Genomic DNA, 23,363 nt, shown 5'->3' on the forward strand with positions numbered 1-23,363 from the left:
ACCCGCCATGTCCCTCCAGCCCATGCGCATCGAAGTCGAGGCCGATGCGACGCTCGGCTACGCCTCCATTCAGAACGCCGTGCCGGTCATCCGCTCGCTGCGCCTGACGAACACCGGTGCCGAGGCACTGGAAAACATCGAGGTTCTGGTGGCGTGCAATCCCCGCTTTGCGGAAGGCGTCAAGCTGCGCTTCGACCGTCTGGGGCCCGGCGAATCACGGCGCATTTCTCCGCTCGACCTGCGGCCGGACCACGCGTACCTGGCCGAACTCCAGGAGGCCCTGACGGCATCGATCGCGATCACCGCGCACGCCGGCGACCTGGAAGTCGCGCGCGCAGATCACCCGGTGCAGGTGCTCGCCTATGACCAATGGGCCGGCACCCGCGCTCTTCCCGAACTCCTGGCCGCGTTCTGCATGCCGAACAACCCGGCCGTCGACGTGCTGGTCGGCAAGGCCGCGGGCCTTCTCAGAGCCGCCCACCACGAACTCTCGATGGACGGCTACCAGTCCAGGAGCCGTGACGTTGTCTGGAAGCAGATATCCGCCATCTACAGCACCATCAGCGCCACGGGCCTGCATTACGCGGAGCCGCCCGCATCCTTCGGCACCGACGGCCAGAAGATCCGCACGCCCGACCGCATCCTCGACACGAGCGTGGCGACCTGCCTCGACCTCGCGATGCTCTTTGCCTCCTGTTTCGAGCAGGCCGGCTTGCGTGCCGTGGTGCTCTTCAAGGAAGGCCACGCCTGGGTGGGTGTGTGGCTTCATCCCGCGAGTTTTCCGGACCCGCTGACCGACGACGTGCAGGCCATACGCAAGCGGGTCGACAGCGGCGAATTGCTCGTGTTCGAAACCACCGGCGTGGCGCTGCACGCGAGCCATCGTCCGACGCTTCGCATCGCGATGGAACAGGGCAATGCGCTCCTTCTCGAAGAGGCAGCGTTTCGCTACGCGGTCGACATTCATCGTGCCCGCGAAGTGCAGATCCGGCCGCTGCCTTCGAAGGCTGCATCACCAAAGTTGGCGGATGGCGATCCGCAGGAAGTGCCTGCCGGCATCGAGTCGATGCCTCCCATGCCCGAGCTGGATGTCGGCGCATTGGCGGCCCAGGACCTGAGCCACGCCGACACACCCGAAGGCCGCCTGTCGAAGTGGAAGTCGCGGCTGCTGGACCTGACGCTGCGAAACAAGCTGCTGAATTTCAAGGCGACGAAGACGACGCTGCAATTCGTGGCCCCCGACCTCGCGCGGCTGGAAGACGTCCTGTCCGAAGGCAAGGACTTCAAGGTCCGGGCGCTGCCGTCCATCATGGAAGGCGCGGACCCGCGCATGGCGCAGGTGCATGCCGACCGCAACGGCCGCACGCCGCTGGACGACATGGCGCTCGAAGCGCTGTCGAATCGCGACCTGCTGGCGAAGGTCGCTCAGGAAGAACTGGACGGCCGCCTCCTGGCCATCCATACCGCGGCGCGAACGGGCCTGGAAGAAGGCGGCGCCAACACCCTCTACCTGGCCATCGGCCTGCTGCAATGGACCGAGGACGAGAAGTCCGAGCGCAAGAACGTCGCGCCCATCCTGCTGGTGCCCGTCACCTTGCAGCGCCAGTCCGTGCGCTCGGGTTTCAGGCTGACCCGGCACGACGACGAAGCCATCGTCAATCCGACGCTGCTCCAGTTCCTCAAGTCGAACTTCGAGTTGCGGATTGCGGGGCTCGACACCCTGCCCGTCGACGAGAAGGGCATCGACGTCAACCGCGTGCTGCAGGCCTTCCGCCTTGCCGTGGCCGAAATCAGGAAGTGGGAGGTCCGCGAAGAAGCGCACCTGGGCCTCTTTTCCTTCACCAAGTACCTGATGTGGAAGGACCTGCAGGACCGCACGGACCAGCTCAGGGCCAATCGCGTGGTGAGGCATCTCATCGACAACCCGGGCCAGCCGTTCGTGCGCGACGGCGAAGCGGGTGAGTTCGAGCGGCTGGACCAGCTCTACAAGCCGCAGGACATCCTGGCGCCGCTGCTCTCGGACTCCTCCCAGCTGAAGGCCATCTGCGCGGTCGATACCGGGCGCGACCTCGTGCTGGAAGGACCACCTGGCACGGGCAAGAGCCAGACCATCGCGAACATCATTGCCCACAGCCTCGGGAAAGGGAAAACCGTTCTCTTCGTGTCCGAGAAGATGGCCGCGCTGTCGGTCGTTCACCGGCGGCTCACCGCCATCGGGCTGGGGCCGTTCTGCCTGGAGCTGCATTCCTCGAAGTCGAAAAAGGCCGAGGTGCTGCAGCAACTGGGAAGCGCGCTGGACATGGCCGGCCAGCGCACGACCGACGACTGGTCCCGGGAGGCGGAGCGTCTTGCGCAATTGCGCCAGGACCTCAATGGCCTCGTCGATGCCCTGCACCGCAGCTACCCCAACGGCCTGACGGTTTTCGACGCGATCGGCGCCTGCCTGGGCCACACCGGCAAGGAGCCTTCGGCGATGCCCTGGGCCGATGCGCTCACGCACCAGCGCGACGAACTCGACCGGCTGCGGGAAAGCTCACGCAGCATGGCCGCGCTGGCCGGTTCCATCGGCGGGCTGAACGGACATCCGCTCAGCCTCATCGGCATGACGCAATGGCGCCCGACCTGGGGCGACGATCTGCTGGCCGCATGCCAGGAACTGGCCCGCGTGACCACGGTGCTGCATGCCAAAGCCCAGGCGCTTGAATCGGTCGTGGGCCAGGGGCTCGCGGGCTTGAGCATGGATGGTTACGCCAACCTGGATGCGCTGGCCGACACCTTGCTCGCGGCCCCCGAGGTTCCCGCAAGCCTCGCCCGGCAAGCACACGACCCTTCGGCGCGTGCGCGTGTCCAGGCACTGGTGAAGCACGGCGCGGCCCGTGCCAGGCATTGGGCGGGCGTCGGTTCCGGCTGGACGCCGCAACTCGCCAAGCTCAACGGTGCCGAGCTGCTCGCGAGCTGGTCTGCCGCGAAGGCCTCCTGGTGGCTGAAGGCGCTGCTGGGCAAGCGCGCAGTCACCGCGAAGCTGGCGGCCTTCCGTGAAGACATGAAGCGGCCGCAGGCCGCGCAGGTCGACGCGATGCTGCAGCCACTGGTCGAGCTGAACGAGGAAGACCTGGTGCTACGGTCGATGCATGCGGATGCGCAGGCGCTGCTCGACGGCGCCTACGACGGCATCCATACGGATTGGCAGTCGTTGGCGTCCCATGAAGAATGGGCCGGACAGTTCGCGCAGGCGGTGTCCCGGGTCGCGGCCGGGGACGAGCAACGCGCGCAAGCGCTGAGAGCCGCCCTGTCGCCCCTCGTCGCCGAGAACCGCGCCGCGCTGGAGCCCGGCGCGAAGGTCGGGCAAGCCCTGCTCGATTTCAGAAGCGCGCTGCGCGACATGCGCCAGAAACTCGACACGCTGAACGACACCGCGAAGCCGGTGGCGCCCATCGCCGGGCCCAGTCAGGCAGACGGCGCGCTCGAACGCATCCAGGGCGTCGTGGCCGGCTGGCAATCGGCCAGGCAGCGTCTGCAGCCGTGGTGCCTGTGGCGCAATGCACGCGAGCAAGCCATCGCGCTGGGGTTGCAGGGCCTGGTGTCCGACCTCGAACGCGGCCTTGTCGGGCTGGGCGATGTGGCGCAGCACTTCGAGTTCAGTTATCGAAACTGGTGGGCCAAGAAGGCCATCGACGTCGACCCGATTCTTCGCAACTTCGCCAGCGCCGATCACGAACGAAAGATCGGCGAGTTCAGGGTCGCGGATGCCAATTTCCAGAAGCTCACGGAGCGTTACCTCGCCGCGACCCTGGCCGGGAAAATCCCGTCCGCAGCGGGCGTCGAGGCCAAGGCCAGTCCGGAAATGGGCCGCCTCCTGCGCGAGCGCCAGAAGCAGCGGGCGCACATGCCCGTGCGCCAGCTCGTGCAGGCCATGCCCACGCTGCTGCCCAGGCTGAAGCCGTGCCTGCTGATGTCGCCTCTGTCGGTGTCGCAGTACCTGGACGCCGGCTTCTCCCAGTTCGACCTGGTCATCTTCGACGAAGCGTCCCAGATCCCCGTGTGGGATGCGATCGGCGTGATCGCGCGCGGCAAGCAGCTCGTGGTGGTCGGCGACCCCAAGCAACTGCCGCCCACCAACTTCTTCAACAAGTCATCCGACAGCGACGAGGCCACGGGTGACGACGAGCGCGTCGAAGACCTGGAAAGCATCCTGGACGAATGCCTTGGCGCGGGCATGAACAAGCTCAGCCTCAAGTGGCACTACCGCAGCCGCCATGAAAGCCTCATCACCTTCAGCAACCACACCTACTACGACGACTCGCTCGTCACCTTCCCTTCGCCGGTGACCGACGACGTCGCCGTCCGGTTCCAGCGCGTTGCGGGTGTGTATGACCGCGGCGGCAGCAGGACGAACCGCGCCGAGGCCGAAGCCATCGTCGAAGGCATCGAGGCGCATTTCCTGAATCCGAAGAAGCGCGACCAGACCCTGGGCGTGGTCACCTTCAACCAGACCCAGCAGGCGCTCATCGACACCTTGCTGGATGCGCGCCGCCGTGCCAATCCGGACCTGGACCGCGCCATCGCGGCGCAAACGGGCGAGAAGCTGTTCGTCAAGAACCTGGAGAACGTGCAGGGCGATGAACGCGACGTCATCTTCTTCTCGATCACCTACGGGCCCGACGCCGCCGGCAAGACGACGATGAACTTCGGGCCGCTCAACGGCGAAGGTGGCCATCGCCGGTTGAACGTCGCCATTTCCCGTGCACGGGAAGCCGTGGTCATCTACAGCACGCTGATGCCCGAGCAGATCGATCTGGCGCGGGTGCGCGCCGCGGGTGTGCGCGATCTGAAGCACTACCTGGAGTTCGCCATTCGCGGCGCGAGAGCGCTGGCCGAGCAGAGCGTGCCGACGGGCATGGACCCGGAGAGCCCGTTCGAGATCGCGGTCATCAAGGCCCTGCGCGACATGGGCTGGACGGTGCATCCCCAGGTCGGCTGCTCGGGCTATCGCATCGACATGGCCGTGGTGGACCCGCGCGCGCCCGGCCGCTATCTGGTCGGCATCGAATGCGATGGCAGGGCCTATCACTCGGGCGCCACCGCGCGCGACCGCGACCGGCTCAGGCAACTGGTGCTCGAAGGACTCGGCTGGCGGATTCACCGCATCTGGTCGACGGACTGGTGGATGAACATCGAGGCGGAGGTTCAGAAGCTCTCGCTGCTGCTTCAGGCGCTGGTCGAAGAGGAAGTCGGTGGCGATGACGATGCTGCCGAGCCGGTCGTCGTGTCCGGTACTGAGCCGCTGGAGCCGGAACCGGAACCGGAGGCGCAGCCCACGGCGGCGATGGGATCGGTCGTCAAATCCGCCGCCGGTGCACAACATGACGCAGGCCGTCGCATCTACACGCCCGCGATCGTTGCGGCGGGCGACCCGGTCGCCTTCTATGGTGCCTTGTCGGCGCAACGGCTCTCCGAGCAGCTTCAGTTCGTGATCGACACGGAGGGCCCGTTGCCGGAGTCGACGCTCTTCAAGCGCGTGGCGCGCGCCTGGGGGCTCGAGCGCACCGAGCCCCGGATCGTCGATCGGCTCAAGGCACTGGTGCCGCACGCGTTGCCGCGTACGACCGAAGCCCACGAAACCTTCTACTGGCCCGCCCACGCCGAACCGGTCGCCTGGGATGCGTTCCGCATCGCCGATGCCACGGACGGCTCCAAGCGGCATGTCACCGAGGTCTGCATGGAGGAGGTGGCCGCGCTGGTGCTCCACGTCGTGCGTGAAGCGGGAACGCCCGCGCGCTCGGACACCGCCAGGGCCGTGTGCCGCCTGTTGGGCATGTCGCGCACGCCGGCGGATGCGGAGCGCCGCGTCATGGACGCGGTGGAAGCACTGGTTGCGGCGAAACGGGTGAGCGAGGCGTCGGGTGCGTTGCGCCTCTACCAGGGGGCCTGAGGCGGCTTACCTCGGCAGGGCCAGCGCAAACGGCAGGCTCAACACCCCGAGCAAGGTCGACAGCGTCACCAGCCCCGCCACATACGGCCCGTTGTAGCCCATGCGTGCCGCCAGCACGTAAGCGCTCGACGCGGTCGGCACGGCGGAAAAAGCCATCAGCACCGAGGCCTGCATCGCGTCGAGCCGCAACGCCAGCGCCAGCCCCCATGCGACCAGCGGCAGGATCAGGTGCCGGATGGCCAGTATCGACACCGCCAGCACCTTGCCCGTGCCCAGCGTCGAGAACTTCATGCCCGCTCCAGCGGCCAGCAGCCCGAGCGCCAGCGACGCGGCGCCGATGCGTGTGAGCGTCGGCGTGGCCCAGCTTGGCACGGTGAACCCCAGCACATTGGCCAGCAGCCCCGCCACGGTCGCGACGATCAGCGGGTTGCGCACCAGTTGCCGCACGAAGCCAGTCTGCGCATGCCGCGTCATCGGCCACACGGCCGCGATGTTGAAGATGGGCACGCACACGCCGATCAGCACCGCGATCAGCAGCAGGCCTTCGGACCCCGCCAGCCGCTCGGCCAGCGCGAGACAGATGAACGAGTTGAAGCGGAACGCGACCTGGGCGCTGGCCGCATGGTCGCGGCGGTCGATGTGCGAGCCGAGGCCGGGCACGAAGGGCAGGGCGTAGGCCAGCGCGATGCCGCAGGCGCCGATGCACAGGCCCGCGGTCAGCAGGTTCGAGGTTGCACCGAAATCGAGCGGGCTGCGCACGATCGAGTGGAACAGCAGCACCGGAAAAAGAAAGTAGTAGACGAGGCTCTCGACCTGGTCCCACACGCGGCGGTCGAGCGCGGTGTAGCGGCACAGGAGCCAGCCGATGGCGATGAGGGAAAAGTCGGGAAAGAGAAGCTGCGCGTAGTTCACCGCTTCGAGGATAAACCGGCCGGACCGTGGGTATTCCAGAGCACGGAAACCGCCCCCTTGCCGCTAGCATCCGGGCTTTCGTTTTTTCGACATGAGTCAAATCAAGGAGTTATCGATGCAACGTCGTCAATGGAGCACCCTGGTGGGGGCCGCCGCGCTGGTCGCGGTTGCAGGCCAGAGTTTTGCGCAGGGCTATCCCACCAAGCCGGTCGAACTGAGCGTGCCGTTCGCTCCCGGTGGCACGACGGACATCGTGGCGCGTGTCATCTCCGATCCGCTGGGCAAGATCCTGGGCCAGCCGGTGGTGGTGATCAACCGCGCCGGTGGCGGCGGCATCGTCGGCGCAGCCGAAACCGCGCGCGCCACGCCCGACGGCTACAAGCTGGGCGTGGCCACCGTATCGAGCACGGCAGCCAACCCGGCAATCAACCCGAAGACGCCGTACGACCCGATCAACGACTTCACGCCGATCACCAACATCGCGGCCACGCCGAACATCATTGCGGTCAACCCGAGCTTCCCGGCGAAGAACTACGCCGAGTTCGTGGCCGAGCTGAAGAAGAACCCCGGCAAGTACTCGTACGCCTCGTCGGGCACGGGCGGCATCGGCCATCTGCTGATGGAGCTGTACAAGAACCTCACCGGCACCTTCGTCACGCACATCCCGTACCGCGGCGCGGGCCCGGCGCTGAACGACGTGGTGGCCGGGCAAGTGCCGATCATGTTCGACAACATCCCTTCGGCCATGCCCTTCATCACCAGCGGCCGGCTGATCCCGATCGTGGTGTCGGCGCCGCAGCGCCTGGCCGCGCTGCCCAATGTGCCGACCTTCAAGGAAGTCGGCCTGGAGCCGGTCAATCGCATGGCTTACTACGGCATCCTCGGCCCCAAGGGCCTGCCGAAGGAAGTGGTCGACAAGATCAGCGCCGGCGTGAAGAAGGCGGTTGAAGAACCTGCAGTGCGCAAGCGCATCGAGGACACCGGCTCGCTGATCGTGGCCAACACGCCCGAGCAGTTCGCCGCGCAGATCAAGGCCGAGTTCGAGGTCTACAAGCAGGTCGTGAAAAAGCAGAACCTGAAGCTCGACTGATTGGTTTTCTTTTGACGAAAGCCGCCCGCACCACGGGCGGCTTTTTCTTTTTGTTATCTTGCAACGCATGACCGAGGCCGCTGCTCCCACCGCTCCATCCACGCCCGACATCGACGATTTCATCGACGCCCTCTGGCTGGAGGACGGCCTGTCGAAGAACACGCTGGCCGCCTACCGGCGCGACCTGGCGCTGTTCGCGCAATGGCTGCATGCGCAGCGCAGCGGCGCCGCACTCAACGCCGCGCAAGAGATCGATCTGCAGGCCTACATGGGCGCGCGCCTGTCCACCAAGGGCAAGGCCACGTCGGCCAACCGCCGGCTCACCGTGTTCAAGCGCTACTTTCGCTGGGCGCTGCGCGAGCGGCGCATCACGGCCGACCCGAGCATCCGGCTCGCGCCCGCGCGGCAGATGCCGCGCGCCATCAAGACGCTGTCGGAAAAGCAGGTCGATGACCTGCTGGCCGCGCCTGATGTCGAATCGCCGCTCGGCCTGCGCGACCGCGCGATGCTGGAGCTGATGTACGCGAGCGGCCTGCGCGTGAGCGAGCTGGTGGCGCTCAAGGCCATCGACATGAGCCTGAACGATGGCGTGCTGCGCGTGCTCGGCAAGGGCAACAAGGAGCGCCTCGTGCCCTTCGGCGGCGAGGCGCGTCGCTGGATCGAACGCTATCTCGAAGAGTCGCGCCCCGTCATCCTCGACGGCCAGCAGACGCCCGACCTGTTCGTGACCGCGCGCGGCTCGGGCATGACGCGGGTGATGTTCTGGGTCATCGTGAAGAAGCAGGCGGCCGCTGCGGGCATTCATGTGCCGCTGTCGCCGCACACGCTGCGGCACGCCTTCGCCACGCACCTGCTGAACCACGGCGTGGACCTGCGCGCGGTGCAGTTGCTGCTCGGCCACGCGGACATTTCGACCACCACCATCTACACCCATGTGGCGCGCGAGCGCCTCAAGCAGCTGCATGCGCAGCACCACCCGCGCGGATGAGGGCGCGCGGTTTTCTTTCGTTCGTTCGTTCAAATAAACAATAAGGAGACTCCGTTCATGAGGAAGAACATCTGGATCGCGGCGGCATTGCTGGCCGCCAGTGCCGGCGCAATGGCGCAAGGCTTTCCCACCGCCAAGCCCATCCGCCTGATCGTCGGCTACCCGCCGGGCGGCGGCATCGACTTCGCGGCGCGCACGGTGCAGGTGCCGCTGCAGGAGGCGCTCAAGCAGCAACTGGTGGTCGACTACAGGCCCGGCGCGAGCGGCATGATCGCGGCCACCGAACTCACGCGCCAGCCGGCCGACGGCTACACGCTGCTGCTGGCCAACACGGGCCCGTTCGCGATTGCGCCGTATCTGCAGAGCAAGCCGCCGTACGACCCGATCAAGCAGTTCACCTACATCGGCCAGATCAGCCAGGGCAGCTACATCGCGGTGACGCGGCCGGACCATCCGGCGAAGAACCTCAAGGAGTTCGTCGCGTGGGCCAAGGGGCAGCCGGGCAAGGTCAACTTTGCCTCGGGCGGCAATGGCACATCGACGCACCTGAACGGCGAGCTGATGAACCAGGTGACGGGGCTCGACATGACGCACGTGCCTTACAAGGGCAGCGCGCCTGCGGTGCAGGACCTGCTCGGCGGGCAGACGCAGATCCTCATCGACGCGGGCAGCGTGCTGCTGCCGCAGGTCAAGGGCGGCAAGCTCAAGGCGCTGGCGGTGACCGGGCCCGCGCGCGACCCGCAACTGCCCGATGTGCCGACGGTGAAAGAACTCGGCCTGGCGGGCATGGAGGCGGTCGGCTTCCAGGGGCTCGTAGGGCCGGCCGGCATGCCGAAGGAGGTGGTCGATCGGTTGTCGGGCGAGCTGGCCAAGGCGCTGGCGCAACCGGCCATCCGCGCGAAGTTCACTGCGGCCGGTGCCGAGGTGCATTCGCTTGGCCCGGTCGAGTTCGCGGCCTTCGTCAAGGCGGACAATGAGAAGTGGTCCAGGCTGATCAAGGAGCGCAAGCTGCAGCTGGACTGAAGGCATCTCACGCAGGCATCACCATGAACTTTCTCGCTTCCTCGAAGCATTCGCGCCGCACGGCGACGCGGCTCCTGGCCGTTGCTGCGCTGTGCGCGGCCTCCGGCGCGCACGCGCAGCAGGCGGCCGTTCCCAAGACCTTGCGCCTCATCGTCGCGTACCCGGCAGGCGGTGTCAGCGACGTGGTCGCGCGTGCATTGGGCGACCGGCTCGCCGCGCAGATGGGCACCACGGTGATCGTCGACAACCGCGCGGGTGCCAGCGGCGCCATCGGCATGGACGCGGTAGCCAAGGCCGCGCCCGATGGCGCGACGCTGGGCTTTTCGGCCATCAGCCCGCTGGTGCTGAGCCCGCACCTGGGCAAGCTGCCCTTCGATCCGCTGAAGGACGTGGCACCGGTGGCGAGCGTGATGTATTCGCCGGTGCTGCTGATCGCCACGCCGGCCAGCAAGGCGAAGGACTTCCGCGCGCTGATCGACGATGCCAAGGCGCATCCGGGCGCGGTGCGCTGGGCCACCTCGGGCTCGGCGTCGCTGGGGCACATCGTGCTGGAGCAGTTGCATGCGGCGGCGGGCGTGGACATCACGCACGTGCCCTACAAGGGCGGCGGTCAGCAGCTCAACGATGCGATCGGCGGGCAGTTCGAGATTTTGTCGACCAATGCGAGCCCGACGCTTTCCTCGCACATCCAGTCGGGCAAGCTGCGCCCGCTGGCCGTGGGTGCGCCGGCGCGGCTCGAAAGCCTGCCGCAGGTGCCCACGCTGGGCGAGCTGGGCTACAAGGCGGCGAACATCAATTCGGTGTTCGGCGTGTTCGCGCCCGCAGCCACGCCGCCCGCGCTGATCGCCCGGTACAACGCCGAGATCAACAAGGCGCTGGCCAGCCCCGAGCTGCGCGCCAAGCTCACGGCCACCGACAACGTGCCTACCGGCGGCAGCCCTGCGGCCTTTGCCAAGGAAATCGCCAGCGAGTTCGAGAGCAATGGCCGCATCGTGAAGGCCGCGAGCATCAAGGCCGACTGACGCCTGGATGACACCTTGGCTTGTGGTGGGATGTTCCCTACCTTATAGTAGGTAGATGACCAGCGCCACAGCCCTCGCCAGCGGCAGCACCCGGGACCAGATCCTCGGTGTGGCGCGCAAGCTCATCGAAACACGTTCGTACCTGGGCTTCAGCTTCCAGGACGTGGCCGATGCGGTCGGTGTCCGCAAGGCCAGCCTGTACCACCACTTCCCGACCAAGGAAGCGCTGGGCGTGGCCGTGATCCGCCAGGCCACCCAGTTCTTCAAGGACTGGGACGCAGCACGGGCGCGCGAGCCCAAAGACGCGCTCGAATCCTATTTCCGCATGTACCGCAACACGCTGCGGGCCGGCTCTGGCGTGTGCCCAGCCGGGGCGCTGGCGCCGGGCTGGGATTGCATCAACGAAGACCTGCGCCAGGCGGTGCAGGAGCTGCGCAACACGCAAGTGATGTGGCTCACCGGCGTGCTCGGCGCGCTGGCGCCGGCGCGCGGGAAGGGCAGCCTCCCCGTGGCGTCGCTGGCCGCCTATGTGTTTTCCGTCTGCCAGGGCGCACTGATCACATCGCGCATGACCGGCCGTGTCGAAGACTTCGACGAAGCCATCGCGCAACTGAAGGGTTCATTGCCCGGCTGACGGTCGGGCTGCATCGCAGGCACGCGGGGCGTGCCTATTTTTTGACCTCGAAGCCTACCGATTGGATGGTAGGTATTTGCACCAAGGAGAGTTCTCATGAAAGCCGTCATTTCCGCCTATGCCCGCTCGCCCTTCCATTTCTCGAAGAAGGGCGCGCTCGCCGAAGTCCGGCCCGACACGCTCGCCGCCGGCGTGGTCAGTGGCCTGCTCAAGCGCACCGACCTCGACCCCGCGCTGCTCGAAGACATCATCCTGGGTTGCGCCTACCCCGAAGCCTCGCAGGGCAACAACCTCGCGCGCATCGTCGGGCTGCTCGCCGGCCTGCCGCATGAAGTGGGCGGCATGACGGTCAATCGCTTCTGCGGCTCGTCGATGCAGGCCGTGCACATCGCCGCCGCGCAGATCGAGGCGGGCATGGGCGACGCTTTTCTGTGCGTGGGCGTGGAGTCGATGACGATGGTGCCGCAGGGCGGCTTCAACTTCTCGCCCAGCCCCGAGCTGCTGGCGAACACCGACGCCTACATCTCGATGGGTGAGACCGCCGAGAACGTCGCGCAGCGCTGGAACGTGAGCCGTGCCGATCAGGAAGCCTTCGCGGTGGAATCGCACCGCAAGGCCGCCGCCGCACGCGCCGAAGGCCGTCTCGCTGGCGAGATCGTGCCGGTGCGCCTGGCGTCGGGCGACGTGATCGATGCGGACGGCTGCATCCGACCCACGACCTCGGCCGAAGCATTGGCAAACCTCAAGCCCGCCTTCCGACCGGACGGCGTGGTCACGGCCGGCACCTCGTCGCCGCTGACCGATGGCGCGGCCATGGTGCTCGTCACCAGCGATGCCTTCGCCGCGAAGCACGGCCTGCAGGCGCTGGCGCGCATCCGCTCGTTCGCGACCGTGGGCGTCGATCCGGCCATCATGGGCATCGGCCCGATTCCCGCGACCCGCAAGGCGCTGGCACGCGCGGGCCTGAGCGCATCGGACCTTGACGTGATCGAGATCAACGAAGCCTTCTCGTCGCAGGCGCTGGCCTGCATCCGGGACCTGGGCCTCGATCCGTCGAAGATCAACCTCGACGGCGGCGGCCTGTCCATCGGCCATCCGCTGGGCGCGACCGGCGCGCGCATCACGGGCAAGGCGGCGTCGCTGCTGGCGCGCGAGAAGGGCCGCTACGCGCTGGCCACGCAATGCATCGGCGGCGGGCAGGGCATCGCGACCATCCTCGAACGCGTCTGAGGCCTGCTTCGGTCGAGAATGCCGGCAGGAACAACAAGGAACCTCCATGGCTGCACTCCCTGAAGCGGGCGCAAAGCGATCGCTGTACCTCGAAGACCTGTCGGTCGGCGACCGCTTCCAAAGCGGTGAGCATCTGCTCGACGTGGCGCAGATCAAGGCCTTTGCGCTGCAGTTCGATCCGCAGCCCTTTCACACCGACGAAGAGGCCGCGAAGAACACCTTCTTCGGCGGCCTCGCGGCGAGCGGCTGGCACACGGCCGCCCTCACGATGAAGCTGCTGGTGGACAGCGGCATTCCGCTGGCCGACGGCATCATCGGTTCGGGCGGCGAACTGCAATGGCCCAAGCCCACGCGCCCCGGCGACGTGCTGCACGTGGTGAGCGAGGTGGTGGACATCACGCCTTCGCGCTCCAAGCCCGGCCGCGCAATGGTCACGATGCGTTGCCAGACGCGCAACCAGCGCGGCGAAGTGCTTCAGTACTTCACGCCGAAGCTGGTGGTGCACAGCAGGCCGGCACCAGCCTCGGCCTGAGTTCAGACCACGCGCAGGCCCAACTCCTCGACCAGCGAGGCGGCCTGCCGGTGCGAGATGGTGGCGCCCTTGAACTGGGCCGCATTCGCGAGCCGCAGCCCGCCCAGATCGACCTCGCGCAAGTCGGCGCCTTCGAAGCGAGCGAGCTTCAGGTGCGCGTTGCGCAGGCTGCCGCCCTCGAACACCGCCTCGCGGAAATCGCAGCCCGACAGGTCGGCTTCGGAGAAGTCGAGCTGTTCGAGCTTCTGCTTGCGGAACGACATGCCGCGCAGATGCGCATCGACCAGCAGCGAATCCTTGAAGCCGATGCCCAGTGCAGACACTTCGCCGAAGTGCGCGCCCGTGAGCTTCACGCCGGTGAAGAAGGCCGAGGCCATCTTGGCGCGCGACCACTGCGTGTTGTTCAGGTCGCAGTCCTGAAAGCGCGCGTTCGTCAGGTCCGCCAGGCCGAAGTCGGCCTGGCGCGCCTTGCATCCGGCCCAGCGGGTGTCCGACAGCAGGGTGCGGTCGAACGAGGTCTCGGCGAAGTTGCACAGCGTGAACTGCGCGCCGCGCAGGTCGAGCCGCGACAGGTCGGCCTCGTCGAAATCGCAGCGTTCGAAATGCAGGGGCTCGGCGCCCTTGCGGTCTTGCAGGCAGACCAGCAGGTCGGGGCGCGACCAGGTCTGGTCTGAAATCACAGGGCTCATTCGGGTCGGGAGTCGGTCAGCGCACGCAGTTCCTCGGGGCTGAAGCCCGCCCGGCTGCGTGCTTCGAGGTTGAAGGGCGGCTTGTGGCGCGGCGCGTCGTAGCGCGCGACCAATGCGGGGTAAGAGGCTTCGGGGTCGATGCCCGCGCGCTCGCACAGCCAGCGGTACCAGTGGTTGCCGATGGCCACATGGCCCACTTCGTCGCGCAGGATGATGTCGAGGATCTCGACAGCGCGCAGCGCATCGGGCGTGTTCACGCGCTTGAGCTTGGCCTGGATCAGCGGCGTGGCGTCAAGCCCGCGCGCCTCCAGCGTGCGCGGCACCAGCGCCATGCGGGCGAGCACGTTGTCCTTGGTTTTCTCGCACATGTTCCAGAGGCCGTCGTGGCCCGGAAAGTCGCCATAGCGGTGGCCCATGTCCTGCAGGTGTGCATGCAGCATCGAGAAGTGCTGCGCCTCTTCGTCGGCCACGCGCAGCCAGTCGCGGTAGTAGGTCTCGGGCATGCCGTCGTAGCGCCACACGGCGTCGAGCGCGAGGTTGATCGCGTTGAACTCGATGTGGCAGATCGAATGGATCAGCGCGGCGCGGCCGTCGGGCGTGAAGGGCGAGCGCTTCTGCACGGCGGTGGCGGACACGCGCAGCGGGCGCTCGGGGCGGCCCGGCACGCCGATGTCGTCGCCCGCCGTGCGAACAGGGGCGGTTGCTATTGAATCGGTAGCGCCAAGCGCAGCAGCGGCGCGCGTTGCAGCCACCTTTTGTTCAGGGTCAGTCAGTCGCAGCGCGGCCAGCGCGCTCAATCGAGGGTGCATCCCTACAATTCTAGTTTTGCCCCCGGAGACAACCACGATGGCGATTTATGAATTGGACGGCGTTGCGCCGACGCTCGGCAACGGCGCATGGGTGGCCGACAGCGCGCAGGTCATGGGCAACGTCAAGCTGGCCGAGAACGCGAGCGTGTGGTTCGGCGCCGTGCTGCGGGGCGACACCGAGACGCTGACCATCGGGCGCAACAGCAACATCCAGGACCTGTCGGTGCTGCACGCCGACATCGGCTGCCCGCTGACCATTGGCGACAACGTCACCGTGGGCCACCAGGTGATGCTGCATGGCTGCACCGTCGGCGACAACTCGCTGATCGGCATCCAGGCGGTGATCTTGAATAACGCGAAGATCGGCCGCAACTCGATCGTTGGCGCCGGCAGCGTCGTGACCGAGGGCAAGGAATTTCCGGACAACTCCCTCATCATCGGCTCGCCCGCCAAGGTGGTGCGCACCCTCGATGACGCCGCGGCCGCCCGGCTGCGCCAGAGCGCAGAGCACTATGTAGAAAACGCCCATCGCTTCGCGAAGGGCCTCAAGAAGATCGCCTGACCGGTTCGGTCTTGGGCACACAGAGAAAGAAAACGTTTTGAGCGAGCTGCACAAATTCCTGTTCGATGGCCTGCCGGTGCGCGGCATGATCGTGCGCCTGACAGATGCGTGGCAGGAGATTCTTGCGCGGCGCGCCTCCAACACTTCCACCGGCCCGTACCCGCCGCCGGTGGCCGAACTGCTCGGCGAGATGACTGCCGCGGCCACGCTGATGCAGTCGAACATCAAGTTCAACGGCGCGCTGATCCTGCAGATCTTCGGCGACGGTCCGGTCAAGGTGGCCGTGGCCGAGGCCAAGCCCGACCTGAGCATTCGCGCCACCGCCAAGGTCATCGGTGACCTGCCGGCCGATGCGCACCTGCCCGACATGGTCAACGTGAACAACAAGGGCCGTTGCGCGATCACGCTCGACCCCAAGGACAAGCTGCCGGGCGCCACTCCATACCAGGGCGTGGTGCCGCTGTTCGACGACAACGGCGACAAGCTCGGCAAGCTCAGCGACGTGCTGCAGCACTACATGCTGCAAAGCGAACAGCTCGACACCACGCTGGTGCTGGCGGCCGACGACAAGGTGGCGGCCGGCCTGCTGATCCAGCGCCTGCCTGTGAAGGGCGAGGGCAATCTCGAAGGCACGTCCGACAAGGACCGCGACCAGGGCAACGAAGACCAGATCGGCCTGAACGAGGACTACAACCGCATCTCGATCCTCGCGTCGAGCCTGACGCGCGACGAACTGCTCACGCTCGACATCGAGACCATTCTTCACCGCCTGTTCTGGGAAGAAAAGCTGCTGCGCTTCGAGCCGCAGGCCGGCGCGCTCGGCCCGCACTTTGCCTGCACCTGCGGACGCGAACGCGTGGCGCAGATGATCCGCGGGCTGGGCGCCGAAGAGGCCGAGGAGATCCTGGCCGAGCGCGGCGACATCGAGGTGGGCTGCGACTTCTGCGGCAAGCAGTACCGCTTCGACGCGATCGACGCGGCGCAGATCTTCAGGCCGCCGACCGAGCAGATTCCGGGCAGCCCGATCGTTCAGTAATGTATCGGCCGGCGTTCGAGCCGGCCTGCTGCTTCACTTGCGCGGGCCCGCCTCGTTGTCGAAGCTGCTGAACTCGATGTCGGGTGCGCTCGTGTTGTGCTTCGAGGGCAGGCTCCGTCCGAAGCGCACCTGCGTTGCCTGCAGCGCCTTCACTTCCGGCAGCGGTCTGGCTTGCGATGCTGCATTTGGCGATTCCTGCCAGCGCACTTCGCTCATGTCGGCGTTGTCCGCCGCGACGTACATCGAGCGCAACACGGCGAAGGGCTGTGCGCTCGCGGTCGGTGCGGAGAGCGTTACGTCGAGCGCGGTGCGGGCACGGCTGATCTCATCGACCCGCGCCACCGCAGTTCCGCCGTTGGTGAAGCGCAGGTGGATCGCCAACGGCTTCGGCACGATGCGGATCGACGCGATGTTGACCACCGGCCGGCCCGCCTGCTCGACCGGGCCGAGCAGGAACGACGAGCCATAAGCGCCGTCACCGAAGCGCGCTTCCGGCAGCGGCTTGAGCCGCCAATAGCCGTCCGACGGATAGAGCACGATGGCTTCGAGCGCCTTGCCGTTTTCCTTCTTGAACACCTGCAGCAGATGGAAGCCGCGATCGCTGCGCGCACCGACCTGCACCGGCACGCGTTGCGGCCGCCAGAAGGTCGGCAGCGTCATGCCGACGATGCGCAATTCGGCGTTGTCGAGCAGCACCACGGTGCGCTTCTTGAAGCGATGGGCCGGGTCGGTGGGATGCGCGCCGCCGTCGAAGTTGCAGCCCGAGAAATCAGGCGCAGTAACGTCGTTGCCGATCTTGTCGAGGTAGTCGGGCTGCAGCGCTTCGATGCGCATGCGGCGGATGCCGTCGCCGCGCAGCACCATCGACACGTTGTCTTCTTCGGCGCAGGCCGTGGGAGTGGTGCCGTTCTCGACGGTGGCTGCAACGGGCGCCGCGATGGCCGCGTGGGTTGCCAGCAGCGTGGCGATGAAGGCGGGCAGAAAGAAGAACGTCGCAGGGCGCAAGGGCATCAAGTCTCCGGAAGAGGTGTCGGCCGGCCGTCGTCGATGTTTACTCGCGCCGCCCGATCAGGTCGGTGAAAAGCCGATGTTCGCATTCCGGGTCTGAGCATTTCTCGCAAGGCCATGACCACGAGGCGGGCTTCGCGTCGGCCCGGCCACGTGCTCGCGCCCGGCCTTCGCTGCCGGCGATGGCGTTGATGGCGTTCCATGCGCTGGCCAGCCGTTCACCGCCGGTGCCATGCACCACGGCGAACGACAGCCCGGCGCCCGTGAGCGCGGCGCGCACCAGCGTGTCGGTCGGCTGGCGGGCGTGCGGGCCGTCGCGCATGTCGTCGGCCACCCAGGGGATGTCGAGTGCGGTGAGCAGGGTGATGGCGCAGCGCCGCTGGGCTGCGAGCGCATCGGCATGGAGCGAGCGGTCGTCGAACAGCAACTCGCTGTAGACGGCGGTCATGACGGCGGTGGTGTCGGCCACCACAACGCCGGTGACGGCTGCGGCATCGATGCGGCGGGTCTGCTCGTCGGCGATGGCTTGTTGCTCGTCGGGGCGCGGCGTGCGGCCTTCGCGCTCGCACCATTCGCGCAGGTACTCGCCGACCATCGTCGCCGGGGTGCCACGGTCCCGCAGGCGCTGCACCAGCGCCGTCGCCAGCGCGGTCTTGCCCGTGCTCTCGGCGCCGAGCACCGCGATGATGCAGCCGGTCGGCAGCGTGGGTGTCATGCGCGCACCGCCGAAACAGCAGCAGGCAGGCGTTGCCGCCATGCCAGGTAGCCGGCCACGCTGAGCACGGCGAACACCGCATAGAGGCCGACGGTGAGCCACAGGCCCTTGTGGATGAACAGGCCCACGCTCACCACGTTCACGGCCAGCCAGACCAGCCAGTTCTCGATGAACTTGCGTCCCAGCAGGAACTGCCCGACAAGGCTCAGGCCGGTGGCGAAGCCGTCCCACCAGGGCACGTCGGTGTCGGTGAAGCGGCGAAGGAAGAGGGCGACGGCCGGCCATGCCAGCGCACAGGCGACCAGCGTGAAAGCGATGCCGCGCGGCGAGAGCCGGCTGACCCGCAGCGCACTGCCATCGAGCCGGTGGCCGAGCAGCCACTGCAACCAGCCCCACAGCGCCACGAAGGCAAAGAAGACCTGCAGTGACGCATCGCCATAGATGCGCGCCCTGGCGAAAACCATCACGTAGAGCAGCGAGCTGATGATGGCCAGCGGCCAGCCCCAGTGGATCTCGCGCATGTTGCAGCCGACCATGGCAAGCGCCAGGACGGCAGCGACGAGTTCAAGCCAGCTGACAGGGGAGCCCCACAGCGCAAAGGCGGGGGCCGAGAGAAGCTCGGGCATCAGCGGACGGGGTGGTGAAGGGTCAGTGTGCGATCTGTACGAACACTTCGTTCGGTTTGACCATGCCGAGTTCCGCCCGCGCACGTTCCTCGACCATTTCGAGCCCGTCCTTGAGGTCGTTGACCTCGGACGTGAGCCGCTCGTTGTTCAGTGCAGCCTTGGCGTTGGCTTCCTTCTGGTCGGTCAGCCGGGTCTGCATCTGCTGCACGTCGCGCAGGCTGCCGCGCCCGTTCCACAGCTGCCACTGCAGGACGGCCAGCAGGAGCAGCAGGATGATCGGTGGAACGAAGCGCGCGCGCATGCCGCAGGCAGGGCCTTACTTCAGGTTGTAGAACGCGCCGCGGCCAGGGTAGCTGGCGATGTCGCCGAGGTCTTCTTCGATGCGCAGCAGCTGGTTGTACTTGGCGATGCGGTCCGAGCGCGACAGCGAGCCGGTCTTGATCTGGCCGGCGTTGGTGCCCACGGCGATGTCGGCGATGGTGCTGTCCTCGGTTTCGCCCGAACGGTGCGAAATGACGGCCGTGTAGCCCGCGCGCTTGGCCATCTCGATGGCGGCGAAGGTTTCGGTCAGCGTGCCGATCTGGTTGATCTTGATCAGGATCGAGTTGGCGATGCCCTTGTCGATGCCCTCTTGCAGGATCTTGGTGTTGGTGACGAACAGGTCGTCGCCCACCAGTTGCACGCGCTTGCCCAGGCGGTCGGTGAGCAGCTTCCAGCCGTCCCAGTCGCCTTCGTGCATGCCGTCTTCGATGCTGATGATCGGGTACTTGTCGACCCAGGTCGACAGCATGTCGACCCAGTTGCCGGCCGACAGCGTGAGGTTCTCGCCGGACAGCACGTAGTTGCCGTCCTTGTAGAACTCGCTGGCTGCGCAGTCTAGGCCCAGCGCGATCTGTTCGCCTGCCACGTAGCCGGCCTTGTCGATGGCTTCGAGGATCAGCTGGATCGCCGCTTCATGGCTTTCGACGCTGGGGGCGAAGCCGCCTTCGTCGCCGACCGCCGTGCTGATGCCGCGGTCGCCCAGGATCTTCTTCAGGGCATGGAACACTTCGGCGCCATAGCGCACGGCCTCGCGGAAGCTCTTGGCGCCCACGGGGATGATCATGAACTCCTGCAGGTCGAGGCTGTTGTTGGCGTGTGCGCCGCCGTTGATGACGTTCATCATCGGCACCGGCAATTGCATGCCGCCCATGCCGCCGAAGTAGCGGTACAGCGGCAGGCCCGATTCTTCGGCCGCGGCGCGTGCCACGGCCATCGACACGGCGAGGGTGGCGTTGGCACCCAGGCGGGCCTTGTTGTCGGTGCCGTCCAGGTCGATCATGGTGCGATCGAGAAAAGCCTGTTCGCTGGCGTCCAGGCCGAGCACGGCTTCCGAGATCTCGGTGTTGATGTTCTCCACCGCCTTGAGCACGCCCTTGCCGAGGTAGCGGCTCTTGTCGCCGTCGCGCAGCTCGATGGCTTCGCGCGATCCGGTCGATGCGCCCGAAGGCACGGCCGCGCGGCCCATGGTGCCCGATTCGAGCAGCACGTCGCACTCGACGGTGGGGTTGCCTCGGCTGTCGAGAATTTCGCGGCCGACGATGTCAACGATTGCACTCATCTTTTGTCTTTCTCTCTGGGTCTCTTTGGGGAGTTCGCTTGCAAAAAAGGGGTCAAAGACCTTCGACCGCGATCATGTTCATGATGGCGGCGCCGGCACGCGCTTCGCGGGCCTTGAGGTATTCGGGCGTGTCGTAGAAGGCCTTGGCCTTCTCGAAGCTGGGGAATTTGAGCACGACCACGCGGGTCGGCTTCCAGTCGCCTTCGAGCGGCTGGATCTGGCCGCCGCGCACGCAGACTTCGGCGCCATGCGCCTGCATCGCGACGCTGGACCACTTCTTGTATTCCTCGTACTGCGTCGGGTTCGTGACCTCGACGTGGGCAATGACGTATCCGCTGCTCATGCTTGAAAACTGTCCTCTAGAAAAGCATTTTTCTTGGTGACCCGGTCGAGCGCCAGCAGCGTTTCGAGCAGGGCCTTCATGTGCTTGAGCGGCACGGCGTTGGGGCCGTCGCTCATGGCGTGTGCGGGGTCCGGGTGGGTTTCCATGAACAGGCCCGCCACGCCGACCGCCACGGCCGCGCGCGAGAGCACCGGCACCATTTCGCGCTGGCCGCCCGAGGTCGTGCCCTGGCCGCCCGGCAGCTGCACCGAGTGGGTTGCATCGAACACCACCGGCGCCTTGGTCTCGCGCATGATCGCGAGCGAGCGCATGTCCGACACGAGGTTGTTGTAGCCGAAGCTGGCGCCGCGTTCGCAGGCCATGAAGCTGTCTTCGTCCAGGCCCGCTTCCTTGGCGGCAGCGCGCGCCTTGTCGATCACGTTCTTCATGTCGTGCGGTGCGAGGAACTGGCCCTTCTTGATGTTGACCGGCTTGCCCGACTGCGCCGCGGCGTGGATGAAGTCGGTCTGGCGGCACAGGAAGGCGGGCGTCTGCAGCACGTCGACCACCTTGGCGGCCTCGGTGATGTCCTCGAGGGTGTGCACGTCGGTCAGCACGGGCAGGCCGAGTTCGCGCTTGACCTTCGCGAGGATTTCAAGGCCCTTGTCGCGGCCGGGGCCGCGAAAGCTGGTGCCCGACGAGCGGTTGGCCTTGTCGAAGCTGCTCTTGAAGATGAACGGAATGCCGAGCGCCGAAGTGATTTCCTTCAGCGTGCCGGCGGTGTCCATCTGCAACTGCTCGGATTCGATCACGCAGGGGCCGGCGATCAGGAAAAAAGGCTGGTCGAGCCCGATGTCGAATCCGCAAAGCTTCATGCGACGGCCTTCAGCGTCTTGGTGCTGCCCGCGCCCTTGTCCTTGTGTTCGAGCGCGGCCTTGATGAAGGCGTTGAACAGCGGATGGCCGCCCCACGGGGTCGACTTGAACTCGGGGTGGAACTGCACGCCCATGAACCAGGGGTGCACGCTTTGCGGCAGCTCGACGATTTCGGTCAGGTGCTCGCGCTGCGTGAGCGCCGAGATCACGAGGCCGGCTGCACGCAGCTCGTCCAGGTAGTTGACGTTGGCTTCGTAGCGGTGGCGGTGGCGCTCGGTGACCACGTCGCCGTAGATGCTGTGGGCCAGCGTGCCGGCTGCCACGTCGGAGCTTTGCGCGCCCAGGCGCATGGTGCCGCCGAGGTCGGACTTCTCGTCGCGCGTCTTGACGGTGCCGTCGGCGTCCTTCCACTCGGTGATCAGCGCGATCACGGGGGTGGGGGTTTCCGGGTCGAATTCGGTGCTGTTGGCGTTCTTCAGACCGGCCACGTGGCGGGCGTATTCGATGGTGGCGACCTGCATGCCCAGGCAGATGCCGAGGTAGGGCACCTTGCCTTCGCGGGCGAAGCGGGCGGCCGCGATCTTGCCTTCGACACCGCGCTGGCCGAAGCCGCCGGGCACCAGGATCGCGTCGTACTTGGCCAGGCGCGACACGTCTTGCGCCGTGATCGTTTCGGAGTCGATGTAGTCGATCTTCACGCGGGCATGGTTCTTCATGCCGGCGTGGCGCAGGGCTTCGTTCAGCGACTTGTAGCTGTCCGACAGGTCGACGTACTTGCCGACCATGGCAATCGACACTTCCTGCTGCGGATGCTCGACTTCGTAGACCAGGTCGTCCCAGCGCTGCAGCTTGGCGGGCGGGGTGTTGATGCGCAGCTTGTCGCAGATCAGGCCGTCCAGGCCCTGTTCGTGCAGCATGCGGGGCACCTTGTAGATGGTGTCCACGTCCCACATCGAGATGACGCCCCATTCGGGCACGTTCGAGAACAGCGAGATCTTGGCGCGCTCGTCGTCGGGAATCGGGCGGTCGGCGCGGCACAGCAGCACGTCGGCCTGGATGCCGATGGCGCGCAGTTCCTTGGCCGTGTGCTGGGTCGGCTTGGTCTTGAGTTCGCCGGCGGCGGCGATCCAGGGCACGTACGACAGGTGCACGAAGGCCGAGTTGTTCGGGCCGTTGCGCAGGCTCATCTGGCGCACGGCTTCGAGGAAGGGCAGCGACTCGATGTCGCCCACGGTGCCGCCGATTTCGACGATGGCCACGTCGACTTCGTGCGAGGTGCCGATGCCGGCGCCGCGCTTGATGTATTCCTGGATTTCGTTGGTGATGTGCGGGATCACCTGCACCGTCTTGCCGAGGTAGTCGCCGCGGCGCTCTTTTTCGAGCACGGTCTTGTAGATCTGGCCGGTCGTGAAGTTGTTGGCCTTGCGCATCCGCGTGTTGATGAAGCGCTCGTAGTGGCCGAGGTCGAGGTCGGTCTCGGCGCCGTCATCGGTGACGAACACTTCGCCATGCTGGAACGGTGACATCGTGCCGGGGTCGACATTGATGTACGGATCGAGCTTGATGAGGGTGACTTGAAGGCCGCGCGATTCGAGGATCGCGGCGAGCGAGGCGGAGGCGATTCCCTTGCCAAGGGAAGATACGACACCACCGGTGACGAAGACAAATTTGGTCATGCCAGTTCCGGACACGTGAATCCGGGCAGTGGGAAATTGCGATTATAGGTGTGCCCTTCGCGACACCTTTGGCTAAGGGCTT

General features: G+C 66.6%; 21 protein-coding genes. 10 read left to right on the forward strand and 11 right to left on the reverse strand.

Annotation, left to right across the window (positions count from 1 at the left end; translation table 11 throughout):
* Positions 1 to 7 precede the first annotated feature (7 nt).
* A complete protein-coding gene (locus tag ACSFB7_RS34965) occupies positions 8 to 5,932 on the forward strand; it encodes a DUF3320 domain-containing protein (protein WP_435476924.1) in 5,925 nt (1,974 codons plus the stop codon).
* 6 nt (positions 5,933 to 5,938) lie between these two features.
* Here the strand turns inward: ACSFB7_RS34965 and ACSFB7_RS34970 are convergent, their stop codons facing one another.
* Positions 5,939 to 6,856, reverse strand: coding sequence for an AEC family transporter (locus ACSFB7_RS34970; protein ID WP_435476973.1), 918 nt, complete (start codon positions 6,854 to 6,856; stop codon positions 5,939 to 5,941).
* Between the two features lie 103 nt (positions 6,857 to 6,959).
* On the opposite strand from ACSFB7_RS34970, the gene ACSFB7_RS34975 reads away from it, so the two are divergent.
* From ACSFB7_RS34975 to ACSFB7_RS35005, 7 genes are all read left to right on the forward strand, one after another.
* Positions 6,960 to 7,934, forward strand: coding sequence for a tripartite tricarboxylate transporter substrate binding protein BugE (locus ACSFB7_RS34975; protein WP_435476925.1), 975 nt, complete (start codon positions 6,960 to 6,962; stop codon positions 7,932 to 7,934).
* A gap of 67 nt (positions 7,935 to 8,001) precedes the next feature.
* Positions 8,002 to 8,922 carry a site-specific tyrosine recombinase XerD gene (gene xerD, locus ACSFB7_RS34980; protein WP_435476974.1) on the forward strand — a complete coding sequence of 307 codons (921 nt, stop codon included), beginning with the start codon at positions 8,002 to 8,004 and terminating at the stop codon, positions 8,920 to 8,922.
* 57 nt (positions 8,923 to 8,979) lie between these two features.
* Positions 8,980 to 9,945 carry a Bug family tripartite tricarboxylate transporter substrate binding protein gene (locus tag ACSFB7_RS34985; RefSeq protein ID WP_435476926.1) on the forward strand — a complete coding sequence of 322 codons (966 nt, stop codon included), beginning with the start codon at positions 8,980 to 8,982 and terminating at the stop codon, positions 9,943 to 9,945.
* A gap of 23 nt (positions 9,946 to 9,968) precedes the next feature.
* On the forward strand, positions 9,969 to 10,967 hold the full coding sequence (locus tag ACSFB7_RS34990) for a Bug family tripartite tricarboxylate transporter substrate binding protein (protein WP_435476927.1): 999 nt from the start codon (positions 9,969 to 9,971) through the stop codon (positions 10,965 to 10,967).
* 55 nt (positions 10,968 to 11,022) lie between these two features.
* Positions 11,023 to 11,601, forward strand: coding sequence for a TetR/AcrR family transcriptional regulator (locus ACSFB7_RS34995; protein ID WP_435476928.1), 579 nt, complete (start codon positions 11,023 to 11,025; stop codon positions 11,599 to 11,601).
* Positions 11,602 to 11,697: 96 nt separating this feature from the next.
* The gene (locus ACSFB7_RS35000) at positions 11,698 to 12,831 is read left to right on the forward strand and encodes a thiolase family protein (protein ID WP_435476929.1); all 1,134 of its coding nucleotides are present in this window, start codon (positions 11,698 to 11,700) and stop codon (positions 12,829 to 12,831) included.
* A 46-nt stretch (positions 12,832 to 12,877) separates the two neighbouring features.
* Positions 12,878 to 13,363 (forward strand): MaoC family dehydratase, encoded by a 486-nt coding sequence (locus ACSFB7_RS35005; protein WP_435476930.1) that lies wholly within the window; start codon positions 12,878 to 12,880, stop codon positions 13,361 to 13,363.
* A gap of 2 nt (positions 13,364 to 13,365) precedes the next feature.
* Here ACSFB7_RS35005 and ACSFB7_RS35010 read toward each other — a convergent pair whose 3' ends face one another.
* The gene (locus ACSFB7_RS35010; protein WP_435476931.1) at positions 13,366 to 14,052 is read right to left on the reverse strand and encodes a pentapeptide repeat-containing protein; all 687 of its coding nucleotides are present in this window, start codon (positions 14,050 to 14,052) and stop codon (positions 13,366 to 13,368) included.
* Entirely contained in the window at positions 14,049 to 14,861 is an 813-nt protein-coding gene (locus tag ACSFB7_RS35015) for a ferritin-like domain-containing protein (protein ID WP_435476932.1), read from the reverse strand. Before ACSFB7_RS35015 ends, ACSFB7_RS35010 begins: the two co-directional genes overlap by 4 nt.
* A gap of 37 nt (positions 14,862 to 14,898) precedes the next feature.
* On the opposite strand from ACSFB7_RS35015, the gene ACSFB7_RS35020 reads away from it, so the two are divergent.
* Entirely contained in the window at positions 14,899 to 15,423 is a 525-nt protein-coding gene (locus tag ACSFB7_RS35020; protein WP_187109013.1) for a gamma carbonic anhydrase family protein, read from the forward strand.
* Between the two features lie 37 nt (positions 15,424 to 15,460).
* Positions 15,461 to 16,459, forward strand: a complete 999-nt coding sequence (gene hslO, locus ACSFB7_RS35025; protein WP_435476933.1) for an Hsp33 family molecular chaperone HslO — start codon at positions 15,461 to 15,463, stop codon at positions 16,457 to 16,459.
* Between the two features lie 33 nt (positions 16,460 to 16,492).
* On the opposite strand, the gene ACSFB7_RS35030 is transcribed toward hslO, so the two are convergent.
* The 8 genes from ACSFB7_RS35030 to ACSFB7_RS35065 are packed head-to-tail and all read right to left on the reverse strand — an operon-like array spanning position 16,493 to position 23,281.
* Positions 16,493 to 17,470 (reverse strand): hypothetical protein, encoded by a 978-nt coding sequence (locus ACSFB7_RS35030; protein ID WP_435476934.1) that lies wholly within the window; start codon positions 17,468 to 17,470, stop codon positions 16,493 to 16,495.
* A 40-nt stretch (positions 17,471 to 17,510) separates the two neighbouring features.
* Positions 17,511 to 18,182 carry an AAA family ATPase gene (locus ACSFB7_RS35035; protein WP_435476936.1) on the reverse strand — a complete coding sequence of 224 codons (672 nt, stop codon included), beginning with the start codon at positions 18,180 to 18,182 and terminating at the stop codon, positions 17,511 to 17,513.
* Complete coding sequence (gene pnuC / locus ACSFB7_RS35040) at positions 18,179 to 18,808, reverse strand: nicotinamide riboside transporter PnuC (protein ID WP_435476937.1); 630 nt, start codon at positions 18,806 to 18,808, stop codon at positions 18,179 to 18,181. Before pnuC ends, ACSFB7_RS35035 begins: the two co-directional genes overlap by 4 nt.
* Before the next feature lie 22 nt (positions 18,809 to 18,830).
* On the reverse strand, positions 18,831 to 19,109 hold the full coding sequence (ftsB, locus tag ACSFB7_RS35045; protein ID WP_435476938.1) for a cell division protein FtsB: 279 nt from the start codon (positions 19,107 to 19,109) through the stop codon (positions 18,831 to 18,833).
* A 15-nt stretch (positions 19,110 to 19,124) separates the two neighbouring features.
* On the reverse strand, positions 19,125 to 20,408 hold the full coding sequence (gene eno, locus ACSFB7_RS35050; protein WP_187109018.1) for a phosphopyruvate hydratase: 1,284 nt from the start codon (positions 20,406 to 20,408) through the stop codon (positions 19,125 to 19,127).
* Between the two features lie 52 nt (positions 20,409 to 20,460).
* The gene (locus tag ACSFB7_RS35055; RefSeq protein ID WP_093237059.1) at positions 20,461 to 20,751 is read right to left on the reverse strand and encodes a DUF1330 domain-containing protein; all 291 of its coding nucleotides are present in this window, start codon (positions 20,749 to 20,751) and stop codon (positions 20,461 to 20,463) included.
* The gene (gene kdsA / locus ACSFB7_RS35060; RefSeq protein WP_435476939.1) at positions 20,748 to 21,605 is read right to left on the reverse strand and encodes a 3-deoxy-8-phosphooctulonate synthase; all 858 of its coding nucleotides are present in this window, start codon (positions 21,603 to 21,605) and stop codon (positions 20,748 to 20,750) included. Before kdsA ends, ACSFB7_RS35055 begins: the two co-directional genes overlap by 4 nt.
* Positions 21,602 to 23,281 (reverse strand): CTP synthase, encoded by a 1,680-nt coding sequence (locus ACSFB7_RS35065; RefSeq protein WP_435476940.1) that lies wholly within the window; start codon positions 23,279 to 23,281, stop codon positions 21,602 to 21,604. Before ACSFB7_RS35065 ends, kdsA begins: the two co-directional genes overlap by 4 nt.
* Positions 23,282 to 23,363: the final 82 nt, after the last annotated feature.

It is taken from the genome of Variovorax raffinosi (assembly GCF_051216615.1).
In the GTDB taxonomy this organism is placed as follows: domain Bacteria; phylum Pseudomonadota; class Gammaproteobacteria; order Burkholderiales; family Burkholderiaceae_C; genus Variovorax.

Excerpts from the sequence above, each read along its gene's own strand:
- ACSFB7_RS34965 (WP_435476924.1), top strand. The coding sequence starts at position 8 with ATGTCCCTCCAGCCCATGCGCATCGAAGTCGAGGCCGATGCGACGCTC.
- ACSFB7_RS34975 (WP_435476925.1), top strand. The coding sequence starts at position 6,960 with ATGCAACGTCGTCAATGGAGCACCCTGGTGGGGGCCGCCGCGCTGGTC.
- xerD (WP_435476974.1), top strand. The coding sequence starts at position 8,002 with ATGACCGAGGCCGCTGCTCCCACCGCTCCATCCACGCCCGACATCGAC.
- ACSFB7_RS34985 (WP_435476926.1), top strand. The coding sequence starts at position 8,980 with ATGAGGAAGAACATCTGGATCGCGGCGGCATTGCTGGCCGCCAGTGCC.
- ACSFB7_RS34990 (WP_435476927.1), top strand. The coding sequence starts at position 9,969 with ATGAACTTTCTCGCTTCCTCGAAGCATTCGCGCCGCACGGCGACGCGG.
- ACSFB7_RS34995 (WP_435476928.1), top strand. The coding sequence starts at position 11,023 with ATGACCAGCGCCACAGCCCTCGCCAGCGGCAGCACCCGGGACCAGATC.
- ACSFB7_RS35000 (WP_435476929.1), top strand. The coding sequence starts at position 11,698 with ATGAAAGCCGTCATTTCCGCCTATGCCCGCTCGCCCTTCCATTTCTCG.
- ACSFB7_RS35005 (WP_435476930.1), top strand. The coding sequence starts at position 12,878 with ATGGCTGCACTCCCTGAAGCGGGCGCAAAGCGATCGCTGTACCTCGAA.
- ACSFB7_RS35010 (WP_435476931.1), bottom strand. The coding sequence starts at position 14,052 with ATGAGCCCTGTGATTTCAGACCAGACCTGGTCGCGCCCCGACCTGCTG.
- ACSFB7_RS35015 (WP_435476932.1), bottom strand. The coding sequence starts at position 14,861 with ATGCACCCTCGATTGAGCGCGCTGGCCGCGCTGCGACTGACTGACCCT.
- ACSFB7_RS35020 (WP_187109013.1), top strand. The coding sequence starts at position 14,899 with ATGGCGATTTATGAATTGGACGGCGTTGCGCCGACGCTCGGCAACGGC.
- ACSFB7_RS35030 (WP_435476934.1), bottom strand. The coding sequence starts at position 17,470 with ATGCCCTTGCGCCCTGCGACGTTCTTCTTTCTGCCCGCCTTCATCGCC.
- ACSFB7_RS35035 (WP_435476936.1), bottom strand. The coding sequence starts at position 18,182 with ATGACACCCACGCTGCCGACCGGCTGCATCATCGCGGTGCTCGGCGCC.
- pnuC (WP_435476937.1), bottom strand. The coding sequence starts at position 18,808 with ATGCCCGAGCTTCTCTCGGCCCCCGCCTTTGCGCTGTGGGGCTCCCCT.
- ftsB (WP_435476938.1), bottom strand. The coding sequence starts at position 19,109 with ATGCGCGCGCGCTTCGTTCCACCGATCATCCTGCTGCTCCTGCTGGCC.
- eno (WP_187109018.1), bottom strand. The coding sequence starts at position 20,408 with ATGAGTGCAATCGTTGACATCGTCGGCCGCGAAATTCTCGACAGCCGA.
- ACSFB7_RS35055 (WP_093237059.1), bottom strand. The coding sequence starts at position 20,751 with ATGAGCAGCGGATACGTCATTGCCCACGTCGAGGTCACGAACCCGACG.
- kdsA (WP_435476939.1), bottom strand. The coding sequence starts at position 21,605 with ATGAAGCTTTGCGGATTCGACATCGGGCTCGACCAGCCTTTTTTCCTG.
- ACSFB7_RS35065 (WP_435476940.1), bottom strand. The coding sequence starts at position 23,281 with ATGACCAAATTTGTCTTCGTCACCGGTGGTGTCGTATCTTCCCTTGGC.